Origin of the sequence: Pantoea sp. Ap-870 (assembly GCF_011752515.1) — a bacterium.
In the GTDB taxonomy this organism is placed as follows: domain Bacteria; phylum Pseudomonadota; class Gammaproteobacteria; order Enterobacterales; family Enterobacteriaceae; genus Pantoea; species Pantoea dispersa.
Map to the genome: position 1 here is coordinate 708861 of NZ_VWXG01000001.1, position 20982 is coordinate 729842.

Consider the following 20982-nt stretch of genomic DNA (forward strand, 5'->3'; position numbering starts at 1 on the left):
GGGTGACAGAGGTCACCCTTTTTCCGGACGTGCGGGAAGTATGGAAGAGAACGCCTGAACCGGCAAACTAGCTGCTGAAGATCGCCGGTGCCACCTGGCGCGGCTGGAACTGCCACCACAGCGCCAGTAGCGTGATGATACCGACGGTGCTGAGCAGCATCCACGGCAGCTCCGGCAGGGCCAGCTGCTGGCCCATATCGAACATCCAGCCGCCACCGGAGTAACCAATCAGCCCGCCAATCGCCAGACCGAGCCGGCTGAACCCCATGTAGCTGCCGCGTGCCCGGGCGCTGGCCAGGGAGGCACTCAGGGTTTCACGTGCCGGTTCAGCGATGATCGATCCGAGATAGAAGACGGCGATCAGCAAAAACAGCGACGGCAGCGAATCGGTCATGCCAACCGGCAGCAGGCTGAAGGTCATCAGAAACAGTCCGGCCATCAGGCGTGTTTCCAGGCGGAAGCGCTTTTCACTCCAGCGTGCCAGCGGATAGAGCAGGCTGAGCGACAGCAGCGCTTCAATCGCGTACATCCACTTCACCGCCGCCGGTGCGCCCGCCACCTGATTGACCATGACCGGCAGCATCAGCATCACCTGCACGGCGAGAATGTAATAGCCGGTCAGGGTAAAGACATACAGGCGGAAACGGCGGTCGCGCCACACGCGCTGCATTCCCTCGCGCATGGCGATACGCTCCGTAGAGATGCGCCATGCTGGCAGCCACACGGCGTTAAAGATGGCGGCGACGACAAACACCGCCGCACCGACCCAGCACACCAGACGGAAATCCCACGCCAGCAGCCAGCTGCCAATCAGCGCGCCCAGCACTGCGCCGGCGCTGTCCTGCATCATCAGCAGCGAAAAGAAGCGTCCGCGCTCGCGTGCCCGCACCAGTTTCACCACCAGCGCGCTGCGTGGCGGATCGAACAGCGTGCCGCCCAGTCCGGACAGCAGGCAGGCCAGCCACAGTAGCCATGGCTGATGCGCCAGCGCCATACAGGCGAAACCGGCGGCACGCATCAGCATGCCGGTGACAATCAGCGGCCGCGCGCCAAAACGGTCAGCAATGGCCCCGCCGAAGATACCAAGCCCCTGCTGCACCAGCTGACGCAGGCCGAGCGCAATGCCCACCAGCAGCGCGGCCCAGCCAAGCTGTTCCACAAAGTGAATGGAGATCAGGGGAAACACCACAAAGAATCCCATTACCACCAGCATGTTATCGACTAACAGAAACGTTTTTCCAAGGCGTCGTGCCCGCGCAACCCGTGACATGCTGAATCCTGAGCAAGTGAGAAGGAAAAGTGACCAGTTGGTCTATTTTCTGCCTGCTCCGGCGGGAAAAATAGCGTTTTCAGGATGATATTTTTTTATCCAGCCTGAAGAGAAATTAATCCTTAATCGGAATCAATTGCCATGAGCGATGCGCGGGGTTTTACCGCAGCCGGGGTGACGGTTATAGTGAGAAGTAACGCCGCTGGCGTACATCTTTCTTTCGTTATGGATTTCAGGAGTCATGATGTTTGGCTATCGCTCTGCTGGCCCGCGCGTGCGGCTTACCACCGATCGTCTGGTGGTGCGTTTAGTACATGAACGCGATGCCTGGCGTCTGGCGGATTACTACGCCGAAAACCGCGCCTTTCTTAAACCCTGGGAACCGGTGCGCGATGAGAGCCACTGTTATCCTTCCGGCTGGCAGGCGCGCCTGGGTTTAATTGCCGACATGCATAAACAGGGCTCCGCGTTCTATTTTGTGCTGATGGACCCGGAAGAGCATGAAGTGCGCGGCGTCGCCAACTTCAGCAATGTGCTGCGCGGATCGTTTCATGCCTGTTATCTCGGCTACTCGCTGGGAGAAAAGTGGCAGGGGCAGGGCATGATGTTTGAGGCGCTGCAGGCGGCGATCCGCTACATGCAGCGCCAGCAGCGCATTCATCGCATCATGGCCAACTATATGCCGCACAATCAGCGCAGCGGTGATTTGCTGGCGCGCCTCGGTTTTGAAAAAGAGGGCTACGCTAAAGACTATTTACTGATTGATGGCCGCTGGCAGGATCATGTGCTGACGGCGCTTACCTGGCGCGAATGGAACCCGGATCGTCGCGGACAATAATAAAAGGAACACGTAATGAAGATGGCTCTCTCCGCGCAGGCATTGCGCGTGATCGGCTGCCTGCTGGAGAAGCAGGTCACCACGCCGGATCAATATCCGTTATCCCTCAATGGCGTGGTCACCGCCTGTAATCAGAAATCTAACCGTGAGCCGGTAATGAACCTGAGCGAAAGCGAGGTGCAGGCTCAGCTCGATGAGCTGGTGAAAAAGCATCTGGTCACCGCTAACAGCGGTTTCGGTCAGCGCGTCAGCAAATATGAACAGCGTTTCTGCAACTCGGCGTTTGGCGATCTGCAGCTGAATGCCGCCGAAGTGGCGGTGCTGACGCTACTGTTCCTGCGCGGCGCGCAGACGCCGGGCGAACTGCGTACCCGCAGTGGTCGTCTGCATGAGTTTCAGGACATGGCCGAGGTGGAACGCACGCTGGAGGGGCTGACGACGCGCGACGACGGCCCCATGGTGGTGCGTCTGGCACGAGAGCCGGGCAAGCGAGAAAGCCGCTATATGCATCTGTTTGGCGGCGAGGTGGCAGACGAGCTACCCGCGAGCCACACAGCGTCGCCTGAATCTGACGATCTGGCCGCGCGCGTTGCTCAGCTGGAAGCGCAGGTGGCGCGCCTTGATGCTCAGCTGCAGCAACTGCTGCAGCGGGAGGCCTGAGATGACGCTGCGTATTGGTGTGGTTGGGCTTGGCGGTATCGCGCAGAAAGCCTGGCTGCCGGTGCTGGCGCAGGCCAGCGGCTGGCAGCTGGTCGGCGCGTTCTCGCCCAGCCAGGCGCGGGCACAGCCGGTCTGCGACAGTTACCGTATTCCTTATTTTAGTCAGCTGGATGCGCTGGCGGCGGCCAGCGATGCGGTGTTTGTGCACAGCAGCACCGCCAGCCATTTTGAGGTAGTGCAGTCGCTGCTGCTGGCCGGTAAAGATGTTTGTGTCGATAAGCCGCTGGCCGAAACGCTGCAGCAGGCGGAGACGCTGGTGGCGCTGGCGGAAAAGCGCAAACGCAAACTGATGGTGGCCTTCAACCGGCGCTTTGCACCGCGCTACCAGCAGCTGAAAGCGCAGCTGCCGGGCGCGTCCTCGCTGCGCATTGAGAAACACCGGGCAGACAGCGTCGGCCCGCACGACCTGCGCTTTACCCTGCTGGATGATTATCTGCACGTGGTCGATACCGCGCTGTGGCTGGCCGGCGGCAAGCTCAGGCTGGAGCTGGGCCATATCGACACCCATGATGACGGCGCAATGCTCTACGGTGAGCACCATTTCTCAGCCGGATCGCTGCAAATTACCACCAGTATGCATCGCCGCGCGGGCACGCAGCGTGAAGTGGTCAGCGCCATCTGCGATGGGCGTTACATCGAAATTAATGAGATGCGCGACTGGCGTGAAGAGACGCTTAGCGGCCTGCGCAGTGATGCCTCGCCGGCGTGGCAAAGTCATCTGACCCAGCGTGGCTTCAGCGGTGCGGCACACCATTTTATCCAGTGCGTGGAAAATCAGACGATGCCTGAAACCAGCGGTGAACAGGCGCTGGCGGCGCAGCGTCTGGTGGAAAAACTGTGGCGCGACGCCGTACAGGAATAATCCCTTGTAACACTCAATGCTGGTCATTTCCCACTGCAGCAGTAGACTATCGCCGGACATCGCAGGATGTCCGCGCTAAGTTGCTCATTTATCCGACACTTTTCAGGATGCGCCACTCATTATGAATTTGCTGAAATCGCTGGCTGCGGTCAGTTCGATGACCCTGTTTTCCCGCGTGCTGGGCTTTGCCCGCGACGCCATTGTGGCGCGCGTTTTCGGGGCTGGCATGGCCACCGATGCCTTTTTCGTGGCGTTCAAACTGCCCAATCTGCTGCGCCGTATTTTCGCCGAAGGCGCCTTTTCACAGGCCTTCGTGCCAATTCTTGCCGAATATAAAAGCAAGCAGGGCGAAGACGCCACGCGGGTGTTTGTTGCTTATGTATCAGGCCTGCTGACGCTGGTGCTGGCGGTGGTGACGGTGCTGGGCATGGTCGCTGCGCCCTGGGTGATTGTGGTGACGGCACCGGGTTTTGCCGATACCGCCGACAAGTTCGCCTTAACCAGTTCGCTGTTGCGCGTCACCTTTCCTTATATTCTGCTGATCTCGCTGGCGTCGCTGGCCGGGGCGATTCTTAATACCTGGAATCGCTTCTCCGTCCCGGCGTTCGCGCCCACGCTGCTGAATATCAGCATGATCGGCTTTGCGCTGTTTGCCGCGCCGCACTTCCATCCGCCGGTGATGGCGCTGGCGTGGGCAGTGGTAGTGGGCGGGCTGCTGCAGCTGTTCTATCAACTGCCGCACCTGAAAAAGATTGGCATGCTGGTACTGCCGCGCGTCAACCTGCGCGATGCCGGCGTGTGGCGGGTGATGCGCCAGATGGGCCCGGCGATTCTCGGCGTGTCAGTGAGCCAGATCTCGCTGATCATCAATACCATTTTCGCCTCGTTTCTGGTCTCCGGCTCGGTGTCGTGGATGTACTACGCCGATCGTCTGATGGAGTTTCCCTCTGGCGTGCTGGGCGTGGCGCTCGGCACCATCCTGCTGCCGTCGCTGGCGAAGAGTTTTGCCAGCGGCAACCACGATGAATATTCCCGTCTGATGGACTGGGGCCTGCGTCTGTGCTTCCTGCTGGCGCTGCCGAGCGCGGTTGCGCTGGGCATTCTTTCCGGTCCGCTCACCGTGGCGCTGTTCCAGTACGGCAAATTTACCGCTTTTGATGCGGCGATGACCCAGCGCGCGCTGATTGCCTATTCGGTTGGGCTGATGGGGCTGATCGTGGTGAAAGTGCTGGCGCCGGGCTTTTATTCGCGGCAGGACATCAAAACGCCGGTAAAGATTGCTATCGCCACCTTGATCATGACGCAGCTGATGAACCTGGCGTTTATCGGCCCGCTGAAGCACGCCGGTCTGTCGCTGTCGATTGGTCTGGCTGCCTGCCTGAATGCGGCGCTGCTCTACTGGCAGCTGCGCAAACAGCAAATCTTTCAGCCGCAGCCGGGCTGGCACGGTTTCCTGCTGCGTCTGCTGGTCGCCGTCGCGGTGATGGCTGCTGCGCTGCTGGGCATTCTGCAGGTGATGCCGGCGTGGGAAGAGGGGCAGATGTGGTGGCGGTTACTGCGGCTGGCGGCGGTGTGCGCCATTGGCGGCGGCGCTTACTTCGTGATGCTCGGTTTACTGGGCTTCCGCCCGAGCGATTTTGCCCGCCGCACGGCGGTGTGAGCGAACAATAAAAAGGGCCGCCCGGTGTGGCGACCCTGATTCAGCGGACCCGCAGCACGGCTGCGTTTAGCCTTTGCGGCTCAGCGTGCTCTGGCCTAAACCGCGGCCGTCCGGGCCGTAAAAGGACTGGGTCTGATGCGGTTTCAGCACCGACAGCGCCTGTTCGGTAAAGGTCATCTGATGCTGCAACAGCATGCCATTGTGCTGATTGGCGTCGCGCAGACGCTGGGTATGTTGCTGAATGCTGTGCCAGCGGCGTGCGATATCACTGTGACCACGATAAGGCGCTTTGGTACCCAGCGACAGCTCGGTTTTGCGGCGCATTTCGTCCAGATAATTCAACGTCGTCAGCAGCGCGCTTTTATCTTCTGTAATGCGCTGCAGCAGGTTGCCATTAATCCGTCCGGCAGAAAGTTGCTGCTGCTCTTCATCCATCACGACGTTAAGCGAACTCAGCACATCCTGCATTTTATCTAAGGTGGTCAGCAGATTATCCATCGGGACTATTTACCCTCTAAAAACGCCCTGGTATCGGCGATCAGCGCATCGGCGATCTTACCGGTATCCATTTTCAGTTCACCATTACGAATGGCGGTCTTCAGCTGCTCTACGCGCGCTGTGTTAATATCTTTGCTGCCCGGCTGCATCAGCTGCGCCTGAGCGGGACTCAGCGTCACTTCTGCACCATTCTGGCTGGTGCTGGCGGCCGGTGCGCTGTTCTGACGCACTTTTGCCTGGTTGTCGCTGCTGTCACGGGTTTGTACAGTGCTCACCGGTTTTAAAGGCTGCGTTCTGTCGATACTCATGGTGTGGCTCCTGTTAGGGTCAGTTGGGGATCAGCCAACTGAGTCAGCATAGGGTAATATCATTGTTGATATCTCTATCGGCAGAACAACAGCGTTCTTTAACGCTTTATAGCGATATCAGAATATTCCCATCCTCGCTGACACGACCGCTTACCACCTGGCCATTGCTCATGCGCACGCGCACCGTCTGCGCCGCGCTGGCGTTGTTTAACGCACGACCTTCACTGCTGGCATTAAAGCCGTTGCCGCTGGCAATTACCATCACATTCTGACCGGCTTTCACCCGCCACGGCTGGCGCAGCATGGTGGCCGTCACCGGCTGGCCTGGCGCAATGTCACGCAGGGCAATGGCGTCCGCCAGATTGCTGCTGCTGAGCAGCGCGCGCGCCGGCAGCGTGTCCAGCCGGCCACTCTCCAGGCGGAAATCACTGGCGCTGACGTTACTACCACGCGCCAGCTGACGATTGGCCACCAGATACTCGCCGGTCACCTGCACCTGCACCTGCAGATAGCGACGATTCTGGCCGCAGCTGGCGGCAATGCTCAGATTGCCCCACTGGCGACTGTTACCCGGCAGCAGCAGCTGCGGTGTGTCGCAGGCGGGCCACTGCGTCTGCGGCGTGCGGACCACCACGGTCATACCGGCGGCGTGCTGCGGATCGCGCGCCTGAAAGAACTGAGTCAGCTGCGCGCTGAGATCGGCAGCATAGCCGGGCGTCGCGAAGGCCAGCCACAGCAGGGCCAGCAGGGAAGAAGTTGTACGCATCAACGCCTCCTGTCGAAAAGATGGCACTGAGTCTACTCCGCACACCAAAAATTCAAGGTGAAAAATAGCCACGATTTTTGCTGCTATTCAGACGATAGCCCTTGCTTTTGTCCCATTAAGCTGTCAGCTCGAAATTCTCATTCGCGGAGGAAGCATGCTCGACAAACTCGATGCCGCGCTGCGATTTGGTACAGAAGCATTAAACCTGCGGGCGCAGCGCCAGGAGATTCTGGCGTCTAACATTGCCAACGCCGATACCCCGGGCTACCAGGCGCGGGATATCGACTTTGCCAGCCAGCTGAGCAAGGTGATGCAGAACGGCCGTGCCGAAGGCAGCAGCCTGGCGCTTAATGTCACGTCATCGCGTCACATTGAAGCGCAGACCAATTCACAGCCCGCACTGGATCTGCTGTACCGCATTCCCGATCAGCCTGCCGCGGATGGTAACACCGTGGATATGGATCGCGAGCGTACGCAGTTTGCGGATAACAGCCTGAAATACCAAACCGATCTCACCCTCATCAGTAGCCAGATCAAAGGCATGATGAGCGTTCTGCAGGGGCAATAATCATGGCATTGCTGAATATCTTTGATATCGCCGGTTCTGCGATGACCGCACAGTCACAGCGGCTCAACGTCAGCGCCAGTAACCTGGCCAACGCCGACAGCGTCACCGGGCCGGACGGCCAGCCGTACGTGGCGAAGCAGGTGATTTTCCAGACCGATGCCGCTCAGGGCGCGGCCACCGGCGGCGTCAAAGTGGCCGGTGTCGTGAACGACCCGACGCCCGCCAAACTGGTGTATGACCCGGGTAATCCGCTGGCTGACCAGAAAGGCTACGTCAAAATGCCTAACGTCGACGTGGTCGCCGAAACCGTTAACACCATGTCCGCGTCGCGCAGCTATCAGGCCAACGTCGAAGTGCTGAACACGGTGAAGTCAATGATGATGAAAACCCTCACCATGGGTCAGTAACGGAGACGCATTATGAGCCTTGCAGTAGGGATTAAAGACAACCTCGACCCCACGGTCCTCAGCTCCAGCAGCAGCACCGGCAGCGGCAACAGCGCGCAGGATCTGCAAAACCAGTTCCTGAACATGCTGGTGACACAGCTGAAAAATCAGGACCCGACTAACCCGATGGACAACAGTCAGCTGACAACCCAGCTGACGCAGATCAACACCCTGAGCGGCATTGAAAAACTCAATACCACGCTGGGATCGATCTCCGGTCAGATCAGCACCAGCCAGTCGCTGCAGAGCTCAACGCTGATCGGCCATGGCGTGATGGTGAAGGGCAGCCAGGTGCTGGTCGGCAGCGGCACCAGCACGCCGTTTGGCGTGGAGCTGGGCACCGCGTCGACCGCCACCAGCGTCACCATCAAAGATGGCAACGGCAGCGTAGTGCGCTCTATCGATCTCGGCGGTCTCAGCGCCGGCGTTCACACCTTCTCGTGGGACGGCAAGATGGACGATGGCAGCGCCGCACCGGACGGCAAATATACGGTTTCACTCGCCGCCAGCAATGGCAGCACCCAACTGGTGGCACAGCCGCTGAACTACGCCTATGTCAACGGCGTCAGCACCGTGAATAACACCGCAAAACTGGATCTCGGCACCATGGGCTCCGCGACCCTCGATGAAATTCGTCAGATTCTCTGACTAACCTCTTAGCAGGAGAAATAGCATGTCATTTTCACAAGCGGTGAGCGGCCTGGGCGCTGCCTCCAGCAACCTCGACGTTATTGGTAACAACATCGCCAACTCGGCGACGGCCGGCTTTAAATCCAGCACCATCGCGTTTGCCGATATGTTCGCCGGTTCGAACGTCGGTATGGGTACCAAAGTCGCAGCGGTGATTCAGAACTTTAACGACGGCACCACCACCTCTACCAGCCGTGGGCTGGACGTGGCGCTCAGCGGCAACGGTTTCTTCCGTCTGACCGACGCCAGCGGCGGCGTGTTCTATTCGCGCAACGGCCAGTTCACGCTGGACGAAAACCGTAACCTGGTGAACACCCAGGGCCTGACCGTAACCGGCTATCCGGCTAACGGCACCCCGCCAACCATTCAGGCCGGTGCCAACCCGGTCGCGCTGAGCATTCCGACCACCCAGATGTCGGCGCGCGCCACCACTACCGCCACCATGGTATCCAACCTGAACTCAACCGATGCGGTGCCAACCGGCGGTGCGTTCACGGCAACCAACGTGGATACTTACAACGCCAAAAGCACCGTGACCGTGTACGACTCGCAGGGTAACGACCACGCGCTGGATCTGTACTACGTCAAAACGGCCGACAACAACTGGACGGTGCACGCGATTGATTCCACCACCGGTCAGGCTGCCGGTAACTTCAACATGGTATTCGATACCAGCGGTAACCTGACTTCGGCCAGCACCGTGGCGCTGACCATTCAGGGTGCCAACGGTGCCGCGGCCAACCAGGCCGTCAGCCTCAGCGTGCTCGGCAGCCTGCAGCAGAACACCGGCAAAACCAACTTCGGTAACCCAACCCAGGATGGCTATGCACCGGGCGATCTGACCAGCTACACCATCAACGACGACGGTACCATCACCGGGACTTACTCCAACCAGAAAACCCAGCTGCTGGGTCAGATTGTGCTGGCGAGTTTCTCTAACCCGGAAGGGCTGAAGTCCGAAGGCGATAACGTCTGGTCGGCAACCAACTCCTCGGGCCAGGCGGCAGTCGGTCTGGCAGGCACCGGTACCTACGGCAACCTGACCTCCGGCGCGCTGGAAGCGTCCAACGTCGACCTGAGTAAAGAGCTGGTGAATATGATCGTTGCCCAGCGTAACTATCAGGCCAACAGCCAGACCATCAAAACGCAGGACCAGATTCTTAACACCCTGGTCAACCTTCGTTAATACGCTAACGGGATTGCTTTATGGATCACGCAATATATACCGCGATGGGCGCGGCCAGTCAGACGATGGAGCAACAGTCTGTCACCGCCAGCAACCTCGCCAACGCCTCGACGCCGGGCTTTCGCGCTCAGCTCAATGCGCTGCGCGCGGTGCCGGTCAACGGCTGGTCGCTGCCAACACGTACGCTGGTGGCTGCTTCGACGCCGGGTGCCGATATGTCGCAGGGCTCGCTCGATTATACCGAGCGTCCGCTCGATGTGGCGGTGCAGCAGGATGGCTGGCTGGCGGTGCGTACCGCTGACGGCAGCGAAGCTTATACCCGCAACGGTAACATGCAGATCAGCCCGACCGGCCAGCTGACCATTCAGGGCAATCCCGTGATGGGCGATGGCGGTCCGATTGCCGTGCCGCAGGGCGCGCAACTGACCATTGCCGCTGACGGCTCCATCACCGCGCTGAACGCCGGTGACGCGCCGAACGCCACGGTGCAGCTCGGACGGCTGAAGCTGGTACGTGCCACAGGCCAGGAACTGACGCGCGGTGATGACGGCATGTTCCGTCCCAGCGCCGCCACTCAGGCACAGCGCGGCGCGGCGCTGCCGAATGACGCGACCGTGCAGGTGATGCCGGGCGTGCTGGAGGGCAGCAACGTGAAGCCCGTGGAAACCATGGTCGACATGATCGCCAACGCCCGACGTTTCGAGATGCAGATGAAAGTGATCTCCAACGTCGATGAAAACGAACAGCGGGCTAATCAGCTGCTCAATATGAGCAGCTAAGGCTTAAGGAAAACACAATGATTCGTTCTTTATGGATCGCGAAAACCGGTCTTGACGCACAGCAGACCAACATGGACGTCATCGCCAACAACCTGGCGAACGTCAGCACCAACGGCTTTAAGCGTTCACGCGCGGTGTTCGAAGACCTGATGTACCAGACCCTGCGTCAGCCGGGTGCGCAGTCGTCAGAACAGACCACGCTGCCGTCGGGCCTGCAGATCGGTACCGGTGTGCGTCCGGTGACCACCGAACGTCTGCACAACCAGGGCAACCTGTCGCAGACCAGCAACTCAAAAGATGTGGCAATTAATGGTCAGGGCTATTTCCAGGTGCAGATGCCGGACGGTACGTCGGCGTATACCCGCGACGGCTCGTTCCAGGTGGATCAGAACGGCCAGCTGGTGACCAACGCCGGTTTCCCGGTGCAGCCAGGCATCACTATTCCGGCGAACGCCACCAGCATCACCATTGCGCGTGACGGCGTGGTGACGGTGACACAGCAGGGGCAGACGCAGCCGGCGCAGGTTGGCCAGCTGACGCTCAGCACCTTCATGAACGATGCCGGACTGGATAGCGTCGGGGAAAACCTCTATCAGGAAACCCAGGCTTCTGGCGCACCAACTGAAAGCACGCCGGGCCAGAACGGGGCCGGTCTGCTGTATCAGGGTTACGTGGAAACCTCCAACGTCAACGTGGCGGAAGAGCTGGTGACCATGATCCAGACGCAGCGCGCTTATGAGATCAACAGCAAAGCGATCAGCACCTCCGATCAGATGCTGCAGAAGTTAACCCAGCTGTAATGCCGGGATCGTTGGGCCAGCGCGTCTGGCCCGATTAAGAACATGAAAAAGGTCAGAACTCCGTGGCGAAGCAAGTGATTCTCAAGCCTGGGCATTGGTTAGTAGCCACGCTGCTACTGACCCTTAACGGTTGTGCGCTGGTGCCGCGCACGCCACTGGTACAGGGTGCGACGACGGCTGAGCCGACGCCATCCGCACCGCCGGTGGTGAACGGTTCCATTTTTCAGGGCGTGGCGCCGCTCAACTACGGCTATCAGCCGCTGTTTGAGGATCGTCGTCCACGTAACATTGGTGACACCCTGACCATTACGCTGCAGGAAAACGTCAGCGCCAGCAAAAGCTCTTCAGCCAATGCCAGCCGCGACGGCAGTAACAGCTTTGGCCTGAGCGCCATCCCAACCGGCCTGGCCGGACTGGTGGGCGCCGGCGGCGAAAAAGCCGCGCTCGATGCCAACGGCAAAAACGATTTCGCTGGCAAAGGTGGCGCAACCGCCAACAATACCTTTACCGGCACCATCACCGTCACCGTTAACCAGGTGCTGTCGAACGGCAACCTGCGCGTGGTCGGCGAGAAACAGATTGAAATCAACCAGGGCACCGAATTTATTCGCTTCTCTGGCGTAGTGAACCCGCGCACCATCAGCGCCAGCAACGCGGTGCTGTCAACGCAGGTCGCCGATGCACGTATTGAGTACGTCGGTAACGGTTATATCAATGAGGCGCAGACCATGGGCTGGTTCCAGCGCTTCTTCCTGAACGTCTCGCCGATGTAAGAGGTCATGATGAAAAACACTACACTGCTGCGTTTGGGCCTGGGCCTGTTGCTCGGCATCAGCAGCCTGATGGCGCAGGCCGATCGCATCCGCGATCTCACCAGCGTGCAGGGCGTACGCGATAACCAGCTGATTGGTTACGGTCTGGTGGTTGGCCTTGATGGCACCGGTGACCAGACCACCCAGACGCCGTTCACCACGCAAACGGTGAGTAACATGCTGTCGCAGCTGGGCATCACCGTGCCTGCCGGCACCAACATGCAGCTGAAAAACGTGGCGGCGGTGATGGTCACCGCCAAACTGCCGTCGTTTGCCCGTCAGGGACAGACGGTTGACGTGGTGGTGTCCTCTCTGGGTAACGCCAAAAGCTTGCGCGGCGGTACGCTGCTGATGACGCCGCTGAAGGGCGTCGATAACCAGGTTTACGCGCTGGCGCAGGGTAACATTCTGGTCGGCGGGGCGGGTGCCTCGGCCGGCGGCAGCAGCGTGCAGGTTAACCAGCTCAACGGCGGCCGTATTACCGGTGGCGCCACCGTCGAGCGTGAGCTGCAGAGCAACTTCGGCAGCCAGAACACCATCAACCTGCAGCTTAACAACGAAGATTTCACCATGGCGCAGCGCATCGCCGATGCCATCAACAGCCGTGGCGTAGGGTCAGCGCTGCCGCTGGACGCCCGTACCGTGCAAATCCGCGTGTCGCCAAACAACAGCTCGCAGGTACGTCTGCTGGCGGAGATCCAGAACATCGACGTGTCGGTACCGCTGGAAGACGCCAAAGTGATCATTAACTCGCGCACCGGTTCAGTGGTGATGAATCGCGAAGTGACGCTCAACACCTGTGCGGTGGCGCAGGGCAACCTGTCGGTCACGGTGAATCAGCAGCAGAACGTCAGCCAGCCGGATACGCCGTTTGCCGGTGGTCAGACGGTTGCCACCACGCAAACGCAGATCGATCTGCGTCAGAGCGGCGGCGCGCTGCAGCGGGTTAACGCCAGTGCCAACCTGAACAACGTAGTGCGGGCGCTGAATGCGCTGGGTGCGACACCGATTGAGCTGATGTCGATTCTGCAATCGATGGAGAGCGCGGGCTGCCTGCGCGCGAAGCTGGAAATTATCTGATGACCGATACGCAATCGCTGATGAACGCGGCGTATGACAGCCGCTCGCTGAACGAACTGAAACGCCAGGCTGCCGTGGACCCGAAAGGCAAAGCGCTGCAGGTGGCGAAGCAGGTCGAAGGGATGTTCGTGCAGATGATGCTGAAGAGCATGCGTGAAGCGCTGCCGCAGGATGGCATGCTGAGCAACGATCAGACGCGGCTTTACACCTCGCTTTACGATCAGCAGATTGCGCAGGAAATCGGCAAGCGCGGGCTGGGTCTGGCCGACACCATTGTCAAACAGATGCAGCCGGCGCAGGCTCCGGACGAAAGCGCCGGTACCGTGCCGATGAAGCTGGATAACAGCTTCATCTATAGCAGCATGGCGCCCACGCAGCTGGAGCAGATGGTGCGCAAAGCGGTGCCGCGTCTGCCGGTCTCGCCGGCCAGCCTGCCGGGTGACAGCAATGAGTTTATCGCCCAGCTGGCGCAGCCGGCGAAAGTGGCCAGCCAGCAGAGCGGCATTCCTCACCATCTGATCCTGGCGCAGGCGGCACTGGAGTCCGGCTGGGGCCAGCGGCAGATCCTGACGCGCGACGGTAAGCCGAGCTACAACGTGTTCGGGATCAAAGCCAGCGGCGACTGGAAGGGCGAAACCACCGACATCATGACCACGGAATACGAGGGCGGTGAGGCGAAGAAAGTGCGCGCCACCTTCCGCGTTTATGGCTCCTATTTCGAAGCGCTCAGCGACTACGTGCGGTTGATTTCCAGTAACCCGCGCTATGCGGCAGTGGCGAACGCACCGAGCGCCGAGCAGGGCGCGCGCGCGCTGCAGGCGGCTGGCTATGCGACTGACCCGAAATATGCGCAGAAACTGGTAGGAATGATCCAGCAATTCAAAAACATGGGCGAAAAAGTGGTTAAGGCTTACAGCCAGGATTTCACCGATCTGTTCTGATTTTTCCGCTCAAGTTTCGCTTAAGCACGCCGATAACCTTCACATGCCGCGGGCGTTGTGGCCCGCGCAATCGCACTGATGACTGCCAGCCCGGTTAACGGGAAAAAGGAACCGAGATGTCCAGCATAATTAACTCCGCGATGAGCGGGCTGAGCGCCGCACAGGCCGCATTAAGCACCACCAGTAACAACATCAGTAATTACACCGTAGCCGGTTATTCGCGCCAGACGATTTTGCTGTCGCAGGCCAACAGTACGCTGCAGGGCAGCAACTATTATGGCAACGGCGTCAATGTGACCGGCGTGCAGCGTGAATACGATGAGTTTATTACCGCCCAGCTGCGCGGTAACAGCGCCAACTACAGCGCGGTCAATTCACAGTACAACCAGATTTCGAATATTGATGATCTGTTGTCGACGTCGACCACCAGCCTGTCTGACTCGATTCAGAGCTTTTTCACTAACGTGCAGAACGTGGTGAGTAACGCAGACGATCCTTCTGCGCGTCAGTCTATGCTGAGCTATGCGCAGGGACTGGTAAACCAGTTCCAGACTACCGCACAGTATCTGACCAGCATGCAAAACAGCGTCAATACGGACATCAAAGCCAGCGTCGAGCAGATCAACACTTACTCCAGCCAGATTGCCGATCTCAACACGCAGATCGCCAAGCTGACCACCGGCGGCGGCTCTGCGCCTAACGATCTGCTCGATCAGCGCGATCAGCTGGTCAATAACCTGAATGGCCTGGTCGGCGTGAACGTGTCGCAGCAGGACGGTAACTACATCGTCTCGATGGGTAATACCACGCTGGTTAACGGCAGCAAAACCACCTCGCTGATCGCCATGCCTTCCAGCAGCGATGCGTCGCGCATTACCGTGGGCTATGTCGATAAGCAGGCCGGTAACGTTGAGATCCCGGAAAAAACGCTAACCACCGGTTCGCTCGGGGGCCTGCTGGCGTTCCGTACCCAGGATCTGGATAACGCGCAGAACCAGCTCGGGCAGCTGGCAGCGGCATTCACCACCAGCTTCAACCAGGTGCACAGCCAGGGCTATGACAGCAAAGGCAACACCGGTATCAACTTCTTCAATATTGGTAGCCCGACAGTGGTGACCAACAGCAAAAACACCTCTGCCGCTACCGTCAGCGCCAGCTGGACCGACACCGGGGCGATGAAAGCCTCTAACTACAGCGTGAGCTATGACGGCAGCAACTGGTCGGTGACGCGTCTTTCGGACAACGTGAAAGTGACGCCGACCATGGGCAGCGACGGTGCCGGCAATACCACCATGAGCTTTGATGGACTGTCATTAACGGTAAATGGAACGGCTAACGCCAAAGACAGCTTCCTGGTCAAACCGGTGCAGGATGTGATTAGCGGCATGTCAGTGGCTATCACCAGTGAATCGCAGATCGCGGCAGCTTCGGCTGCGGGTGGCGCCAGCGATAACCGTAACGCGCAAAAGCTGCTGGACCTGCAGGATGCCAAACTGATTAACGGTAACGCCACGCTGGCGCAGGGTTATGCCAGCCTGGTGAGCACCGTCGGCAACAAAACCAAAAACCTCGAAACCGCCGCCACCACCCAGAAGGGCGTGGTGACGCAGCTGACCGAACGTCAGCAGTCGGTTTCTGGCGTAAACCTCGACGAAGAGTACGCCAACCTGAGCAAATATCAGCAATTTTACATGGCGAACGCGCAGGTACTGCAAACCGCCAATACCATTTTCGATGCTCTGATGAGCATTCGCGGTTAATACGGGAGGCCAGACCGATGAGACTCAGTACCAATATGATTTTCGACCAGCAGGTGCGCGGCGTCACTGACGCGCAATCCTCCTGGCTGAAAGCGGGTGAACAACTGTCAACCGGTCGCCGTGTGACCAATCCGTCTGACGATCCGATCGCCGCTTCGCGCGCCGTGGTGCTGTCGCAGACGCAGGCGCGCGACAGCCAGTTCGCGCTGGCGCGTTCGTTCGCGAATCAGGGACTGTCGCTGGAAGAGAGCACGCTGAGTGATGTCACGACGGCGATTCAGTCGGCGCAATCCACGCTGATCAGCGCCGGTAACGGCTCGCTGAGTGACGATGACCGCGCCTCTTATGCTACCCAGCTGGAGGGCATTCGCTCGCAGCTGCTCAACCTGGCCAACAGCAAAGACGGCAACGGCCGCTACCTGTTTGCCGGCTATGCGTCCGACAAGCCGCCGTTCACCGAAGATGCCAGCGGTAAAATCATCTATAGCGGTGGCAGCGACGCGATCACCCAGAAAGTCGACAGCGAACGCACCATGACGGTGGGCCATACCGGTAATTCAATTTTTGACCAGCTGACCAGCAACGCCAAGCCGGAGCCGGATGGCAGCGCCAGCCAGACTAACCTGTTCGATATGCTGGATGACGCCATTGCAGCGCTGAAAGTGCCGCAGAATGACGCTGACGATGCCACTAAACAGACCTTCAGCGCGGCGATGGACAAGGCCAACCGTGGCTTCAGCAACTCGCTGAACAACGTGCTGGCGGTGCGTTCTGAGATTGGTACCCAGCTGGACGAACTGGATACGCTGGATGCAAAAGGTGACGACCGCAAGGTGACGCTGAAAGATCAGATGAGCACGCTGGTTAACGTCGATTACACCGAAGCCATTTCTACCTACACCATGCAGCAGCAGCTGCTGCAGGCGTCGTACACCACCTTTAGCGATATGTCGAAGATGTCGCTGTTCCAGATGAATAAATAAACCTGACTGTTTGAGCGTACTTAAACCGGGTACGCTTAGTTTTTCCCACTGCCTGCGAGGGCCGTGGGATTTTTTTTGGCTTGTAATCAGGGTGTTCAGTCAGGTGGGGAGGGGAGAATGCGGGCAATAAAAAACCCCGGACCAGCCGGGGTTTGGAGACGGTAGCGCTCTACAGCAGAGACTTACGCGCTTTCCGGACGGGTAGCCGGTGCGGTAGCCTGATGCGTGGCGCTGTGACCACCGGCTGAACCGCGTCCTTCGAAGTTGAAGGCCGGACGGACCCAGTCACTGTGACGCACGGGCTCAGGTTCCCATGCCGGTGCCGGTGCTTTGGTCATCGGCGCCGTAGCGTGATGCTTAAAGCGGGTCTCAGCATGGCTGACCCCGGTATCACGGGCGGCAACCGGTGCGTGCGGTTCGGTGACCGGCGCGACAGGTGCTTCGGCCGCTACCGGCGCGGACAGCACTTCTTCTACCTGCGCTTCAACCGCGGGTGACACCTCGATCGGAGCCTGTTCCGCTGCGCTAACCGCTTCGGTAACCAATGGCGGCGTCTCTTCGGCAGGCGTAACAGCCGGTTGCGCTTCTGCTGCGGTTTCCTGTGCAACTGCTTCATCGGCTGCGGAAATCACTGCTGGCTGGTGATCAACCGGTGCCGCCACTGGCGTCAGGTCATCAGTATTCACCACCGGCACTTCAGTGTGCGCCTGCGGTTCAGCCTGATGCACCACTTCTGGCGCTGGCGTTTCTGGCTGTGCCACGGCAGCGGCTTCGACAGCCACAGGCAGTTCTTCCGCCGGCGCGGCATCCTGATAGCCATAGTCTGGCATTTCGTTCAGCGCCTGGTTAGAGGTGAAGTGCTCATGAGTCTGCGTGACCGGATAGGTGATCCACACTTTGCCTGACGCCATCTCTGGTGAGGCAGCTGCTGTTTCCAGCGGCATCGCAGACAGCGTAGGGTAGCGCTCGTCACGATAGCGACGACGACGCTGACCGCTGACGCGCAGATGACGCGGTGAGCGACGTGAACGGCGCGGCATGTTGGCCCCGTCACGGTTCTCGCTGTCATCCTGCTCATCCTGAGCGGTTTCGGCTTGCTCTTTCAGCTGGGCGCGCTGGCTGTTTTCCTGCACCGCTTCAGTAACGGCGGCGGCAGGCAGCTCAGCAGGGATCGCCTCAGCGTTGTCACCTACGCGCACGCGCTGACTGAGCTGGCGCTGTTTGCGACGCGGCATAACCTGAACGCGTTCGTCTTCCTGCGCAACGCTGTCATCAATGCTATCAACAACAGGCACCTGCTCAGCAACTTGTGGTTCCTGCTGCGCACGCTTCTCTTCCTGACGACGACGCTGGCGCTCAGCACGCTGTTCGCGACGCTGTTGCTGCTGCTCATCACGCTGCTGCAGTTGCTCTTCAGTCAGCGCCGGACGCTCGCCGCGCGCGTCATTCTGACGCTTGTTACGGCGGTTATCCTGATCGCGTGGCTCGCGGGCTTCACGAGGCTCACGGGGTTCCCGCGGCTCGCGCGCTTCACGTGGCTCACGGCCTTCACGGCTCTGCGCATGCTCACCGTTACGCGGCGTGCGCTCGCGGCGATTGTTGTTGCGGCGATTGTTACGACGCTCACCACGCTGCTGCGTATTCTCACCGTCAGCCGTTTTCGCTTCGGTCTTCTCTTCAGCAGGGGCTGCGGCGGGGGCATCACCGGCAAACAGTTTTTTCAGGCCACCCAGCAGGCGCGCAACAAAACCGGTGCTGACCGTCGCGGGTGCTGCGACCGCCGGTTTGGCTTTGACGTCAACCGCTGCCGGCTGGCTCTCTTCGCTCACTTCAACCGGAGCCGGTGGTGCATCCGGCATCACGAAGGCGGCCAGTGCAGGCTGCTCCGGACGACGACGCTCAGCGTGCTCTTCTTCCGAAGGCAGCGCCATCTCAGCTTCATGCAGTTTCGGCAGGTGATAGGAGAGGGTTTGCGTCTCTTCACCTTTGCGCACGCGCAGCACCGAATAGTGCGGCGTTTCCATCTGATCGTTTGGCACGATAATGGCACGCACGCCGCCCTGACGTTTCTCAATGGCACTGACCGCTTCACGTTTTTCGTTCAGCAGGTAAGAGGCCACCTGAACCGGCACAATGGCGTGCACTTCTTTGGTGTTGTCTTTCAGCGCTTCTTCTTCAATCAGACGCAGGATCGACAGCGACAGCGATTCGTTATCACGAATGGTGCCGGTACCGCTACAGCGCGGGCAGACGTGATGGCTGGACTCACCCAGTGACGGGCTGAGGCGCTGACGCGACATCTCCAGCAGACCAAAGCGTGAAATGTGGCTGATCTGGATACGCGCCCGATCCTGACGTACCGCTTCACGCAGACGGTTTTCCACGGCGCGCTGATGGCGCACAGGCGTCATATCGATGAAGTCGATAACAATCAGACCACCGAGGTCGCGCAGGCGCAGCTGACGGGCAATCTCGTCGGCGGCTTCCAGGTTGGTGTTGAAGGCGGTCTCTTCGATATCACCACCGCGTGTAGCGCGGGCGGAGTTGATATCGATGGCGGTCAGCGCTTCGGTGCTGTCGATAACGATAGAACCGCCGGACGGCAGACGCACTTCGCGCTGGAACGCCGATTCAATCTGCGATTCGATCTGGTAATGGCTGAACAGCGGAATTTCACCGGTGTACAGTTTGATTTTGCTGCTGAAGTCCGGACGACCGAGCGCGGCGATGTGCTGACGCGCCAGCTCCAGCACTTTCGGGTTATCGATAAGGATTTCACCGATATCCTGGCGCAGGTAGTCGCGGAAGGCGCGCACAATCACGTTACTTTCCTGATGAATCAGGAACGGTGCCGGGCGGCTGTCTGCGGCTTTTTTGATGGCTTCCCAGTGCTTCAGACGGAAGCTGAGGTCCCACTGCAGCGATTCGGCAGATTTGCCGACGCCAGCGGTACGCACGATCAGGCCCATGCCGTCCGGCAGCTCCAGCGCTGACAGCGCCTCTTTCAGCTCGGTACGGTCGTCACCTTCGATACGGCGGGAAATACCGCCGGCGCGCGGATTGTTGGGCATCAGCACCAGATAGCTACCGGCCAGCGAAATAAAGGTGGTCAGTGCTGCCCCTTTATTACCGCGCTCCTCTTTATCGATTTGTACGATCACTTCCTGGCCTTCACGCAGCACATCTTTGATGTTCGGACGGCCATGCGCGTTGTAATTAGCAGGGAAGTATTCGCGGGAAATTTCTTTCAGAGGGAGGAAACCGTGACGCTCGGCACCGTAATCAACAAACGCAGCTTCGAGGCTGGGTTCAATACGGGTGATTTTACCTTTGTAGATGTTGGCTTTTTTCTGCTCGTGTCCGGGGCTTTCGATATCCAGATCGTACAGACGTTGTCCGTCAACAAGGGCAACGCGCAACTCCTCCTGCTGAGTTGCGTTGATTAACATTCTTTTCATCGTGACTTACTCGTTATTCTCACATGAGTGATAAAGCTGCGGGCATCGTTACCCTGGACGAGAATCAACCGATGGCCCCGTGTCTGCATGCACTGACGTCAACCTCACGGTTGTCGGCGGCTAAAGGGGCGCAAATCTTGTCGGTGGCCTGTTTTTCATAAGGAAAACCAGCGCCTGAAGGTGGAAGTGCTACAGAGTATTCAAAAATCCACACATCCCAGTCTGTCGTCCAGGCCGCAACCCGCAGCCCGCTAAGTGCCTGATTAAACATCACGTCTTACGCCATTGCTGCGTGTCCGTTTCATCCGGCAAAATACCTTAATTTCGCTCTTTTTCCTGCCTGACTCTTTCCAGGACAGAAACCTCTACATTATTCCATTGCTTAGCAACTTATAGCAAGGCGACTTTTACCGAGCTGTGAAGTTTGTTCATCCTTAACCTGTTCATTTGCAGGGGTAATCATCGCATCGTTGAAAAAGCCAGCATTCTGGCCGCTTAACGCGACGATAAAGTCAGAGTTAAGCACAGAAAAAGGGGTGGCGCTATCCGGGGACACT

20 protein-coding genes are annotated in these 20982 nt (G+C 59.2%); 15 read left to right on the forward strand and 5 right to left on the reverse strand.

What is annotated here, in order from left to right; all coding sequences use genetic code 11:
- Positions 1-67: 67 nt before the first annotated feature.
- Positions 68-1270 carry a multidrug efflux MFS transporter MdtH gene (mdtH, locus tag F3J41_RS03440; protein WP_021506431.1) on the reverse strand — a complete coding sequence of 401 codons (1203 nt, stop codon included), beginning with the start codon at positions 1268-1270 and terminating at the stop codon, positions 68-70.
- A gap of 244 nt (positions 1271-1514) precedes the next feature.
- Here mdtH and rimJ point away from each other — a divergent pair, with 244 nt between their 5' ends.
- The 4 genes from rimJ to murJ all read left to right on the forward strand — a co-directional run bounded on the left by rimJ (position 1515) and on the right by murJ (position 5350).
- Positions 1515-2108, forward strand: a complete 594-nt coding sequence (gene rimJ, locus F3J41_RS03445) for a ribosomal protein S5-alanine N-acetyltransferase (protein ID WP_021506430.1) — start codon at positions 1515-1517, stop codon at positions 2106-2108.
- A 15-nt stretch (positions 2109-2123) separates the two neighbouring features.
- Entirely contained in the window at positions 2124-2768 is a 645-nt protein-coding gene (locus tag F3J41_RS03450; protein WP_166709938.1) for a DUF480 domain-containing protein, read from the forward strand.
- A gap of 1 nt (position 2769) precedes the next feature.
- A complete protein-coding gene (locus F3J41_RS03455; RefSeq protein WP_166709940.1) occupies positions 2770-3690 on the forward strand; it encodes a Gfo/Idh/MocA family protein in 921 nt (306 codons plus the stop codon).
- Between the two features lie 121 nt (positions 3691-3811).
- Complete coding sequence (gene murJ, locus F3J41_RS03460) at positions 3812-5350, forward strand: murein biosynthesis integral membrane protein MurJ (RefSeq protein WP_058775419.1); 1539 nt, start codon at positions 3812-3814, stop codon at positions 5348-5350.
- Positions 5351-5416: 66 nt separating this feature from the next.
- Here murJ and flgN read toward each other — a convergent pair whose 3' ends face one another.
- The 3 genes from flgN to flgA form a co-directional block, all read right to left on the reverse strand.
- Positions 5417-5848, reverse strand: a complete 432-nt coding sequence (flgN, locus tag F3J41_RS03465; RefSeq protein ID WP_058775420.1) for a flagellar export chaperone FlgN — start codon at positions 5846-5848, stop codon at positions 5417-5419.
- Positions 5849-5853: 5 nt separating this feature from the next.
- Positions 5854-6156 (reverse strand): flagellar biosynthesis anti-sigma factor FlgM, encoded by a 303-nt coding sequence (flgM, locus tag F3J41_RS03470; protein ID WP_058775421.1) that lies wholly within the window; start codon positions 6154-6156, stop codon positions 5854-5856.
- A gap of 106 nt (positions 6157-6262) precedes the next feature.
- A complete protein-coding gene (gene flgA / locus F3J41_RS03475; protein ID WP_021506424.1) occupies positions 6263-6922 on the reverse strand; it encodes a flagellar basal body P-ring formation chaperone FlgA in 660 nt (219 codons plus the stop codon).
- A gap of 154 nt (positions 6923-7076) precedes the next feature.
- Here flgA and flgB point away from each other — a divergent pair, with 154 nt between their 5' ends.
- The 11 genes from flgB (at position 7077) to flgL (ending at position 16967) form a co-directional block, all read left to right on the forward strand.
- Positions 7077-7490: a flagellar basal body rod protein FlgB gene (gene flgB / locus F3J41_RS03480; protein ID WP_021506423.1), complete on the forward strand. Its 414-nt coding sequence runs from the start codon at positions 7077-7079 to the stop codon at positions 7488-7490.
- 2 nt (positions 7491-7492) lie between these two features.
- Positions 7493-7897: a flagellar basal body rod protein FlgC gene (gene flgC, locus F3J41_RS03485; protein WP_021506422.1), complete on the forward strand. Its 405-nt coding sequence runs from the start codon at positions 7493-7495 to the stop codon at positions 7895-7897.
- 12 nt (positions 7898-7909) lie between these two features.
- On the forward strand, positions 7910-8584 hold the full coding sequence (gene flgD / locus F3J41_RS03490; protein WP_021506421.1) for a flagellar hook assembly protein FlgD: 675 nt from the start codon (positions 7910-7912) through the stop codon (positions 8582-8584).
- Positions 8585-8609: 25 nt separating this feature from the next.
- A complete protein-coding gene (gene flgE, locus F3J41_RS03495) occupies positions 8610-9812 on the forward strand; it encodes a flagellar hook protein FlgE (protein ID WP_021506420.1) in 1203 nt (400 codons plus the stop codon).
- A 20-nt stretch (positions 9813-9832) separates the two neighbouring features.
- Positions 9833-10591 carry a flagellar basal body rod protein FlgF gene (locus tag F3J41_RS03500; RefSeq protein WP_058759464.1) on the forward strand — a complete coding sequence of 253 codons (759 nt, stop codon included), beginning with the start codon at positions 9833-9835 and terminating at the stop codon, positions 10589-10591.
- A gap of 17 nt (positions 10592-10608) precedes the next feature.
- Positions 10609-11391 (forward strand): flagellar basal-body rod protein FlgG, encoded by a 783-nt coding sequence (gene flgG, locus F3J41_RS03505; RefSeq protein ID WP_021506418.1) that lies wholly within the window; start codon positions 10609-10611, stop codon positions 11389-11391.
- A gap of 62 nt (positions 11392-11453) precedes the next feature.
- Complete coding sequence (locus tag F3J41_RS03510; RefSeq protein ID WP_021506417.1) at positions 11454-12164, forward strand: flagellar basal body L-ring protein FlgH; 711 nt, start codon at positions 11454-11456, stop codon at positions 12162-12164.
- A 69-nt stretch (positions 12165-12233) separates the two neighbouring features.
- Positions 12234-13283 (forward strand): flagellar basal body P-ring protein FlgI, encoded by a 1050-nt coding sequence (locus tag F3J41_RS03515; RefSeq protein WP_230201060.1) that lies wholly within the window; start codon positions 12234-12236, stop codon positions 13281-13283.
- On the forward strand, positions 13283-14224 hold the full coding sequence (gene flgJ, locus F3J41_RS03520; protein WP_021506415.1) for a flagellar assembly peptidoglycan hydrolase FlgJ: 942 nt from the start codon (positions 13283-13285) through the stop codon (positions 14222-14224). The genes F3J41_RS03515 and flgJ overlap by 1 nt, the downstream gene beginning before the upstream one ends.
- Positions 14225-14340: 116 nt before the next feature.
- A complete protein-coding gene (flgK, locus tag F3J41_RS03525; RefSeq protein ID WP_021506414.1) occupies positions 14341-15984 on the forward strand; it encodes a flagellar hook-associated protein FlgK in 1644 nt (547 codons plus the stop codon).
- Positions 15985-16001: 17 nt separating this feature from the next.
- Positions 16002-16967: a flagellar hook-associated protein FlgL gene (gene flgL / locus F3J41_RS03530; protein WP_059010446.1), complete on the forward strand. Its 966-nt coding sequence runs from the start codon at positions 16002-16004 to the stop codon at positions 16965-16967.
- Between the two features lie 182 nt (positions 16968-17149).
- Here the strand turns inward: flgL and rne are convergent, their stop codons facing one another.
- Positions 17150-20425, reverse strand: a complete 3276-nt coding sequence (gene rne, locus F3J41_RS03535) for a ribonuclease E (RefSeq protein ID WP_166709942.1) — start codon at positions 20423-20425, stop codon at positions 17150-17152.
- Positions 20426-20982: the final 557 nt, after the last annotated feature.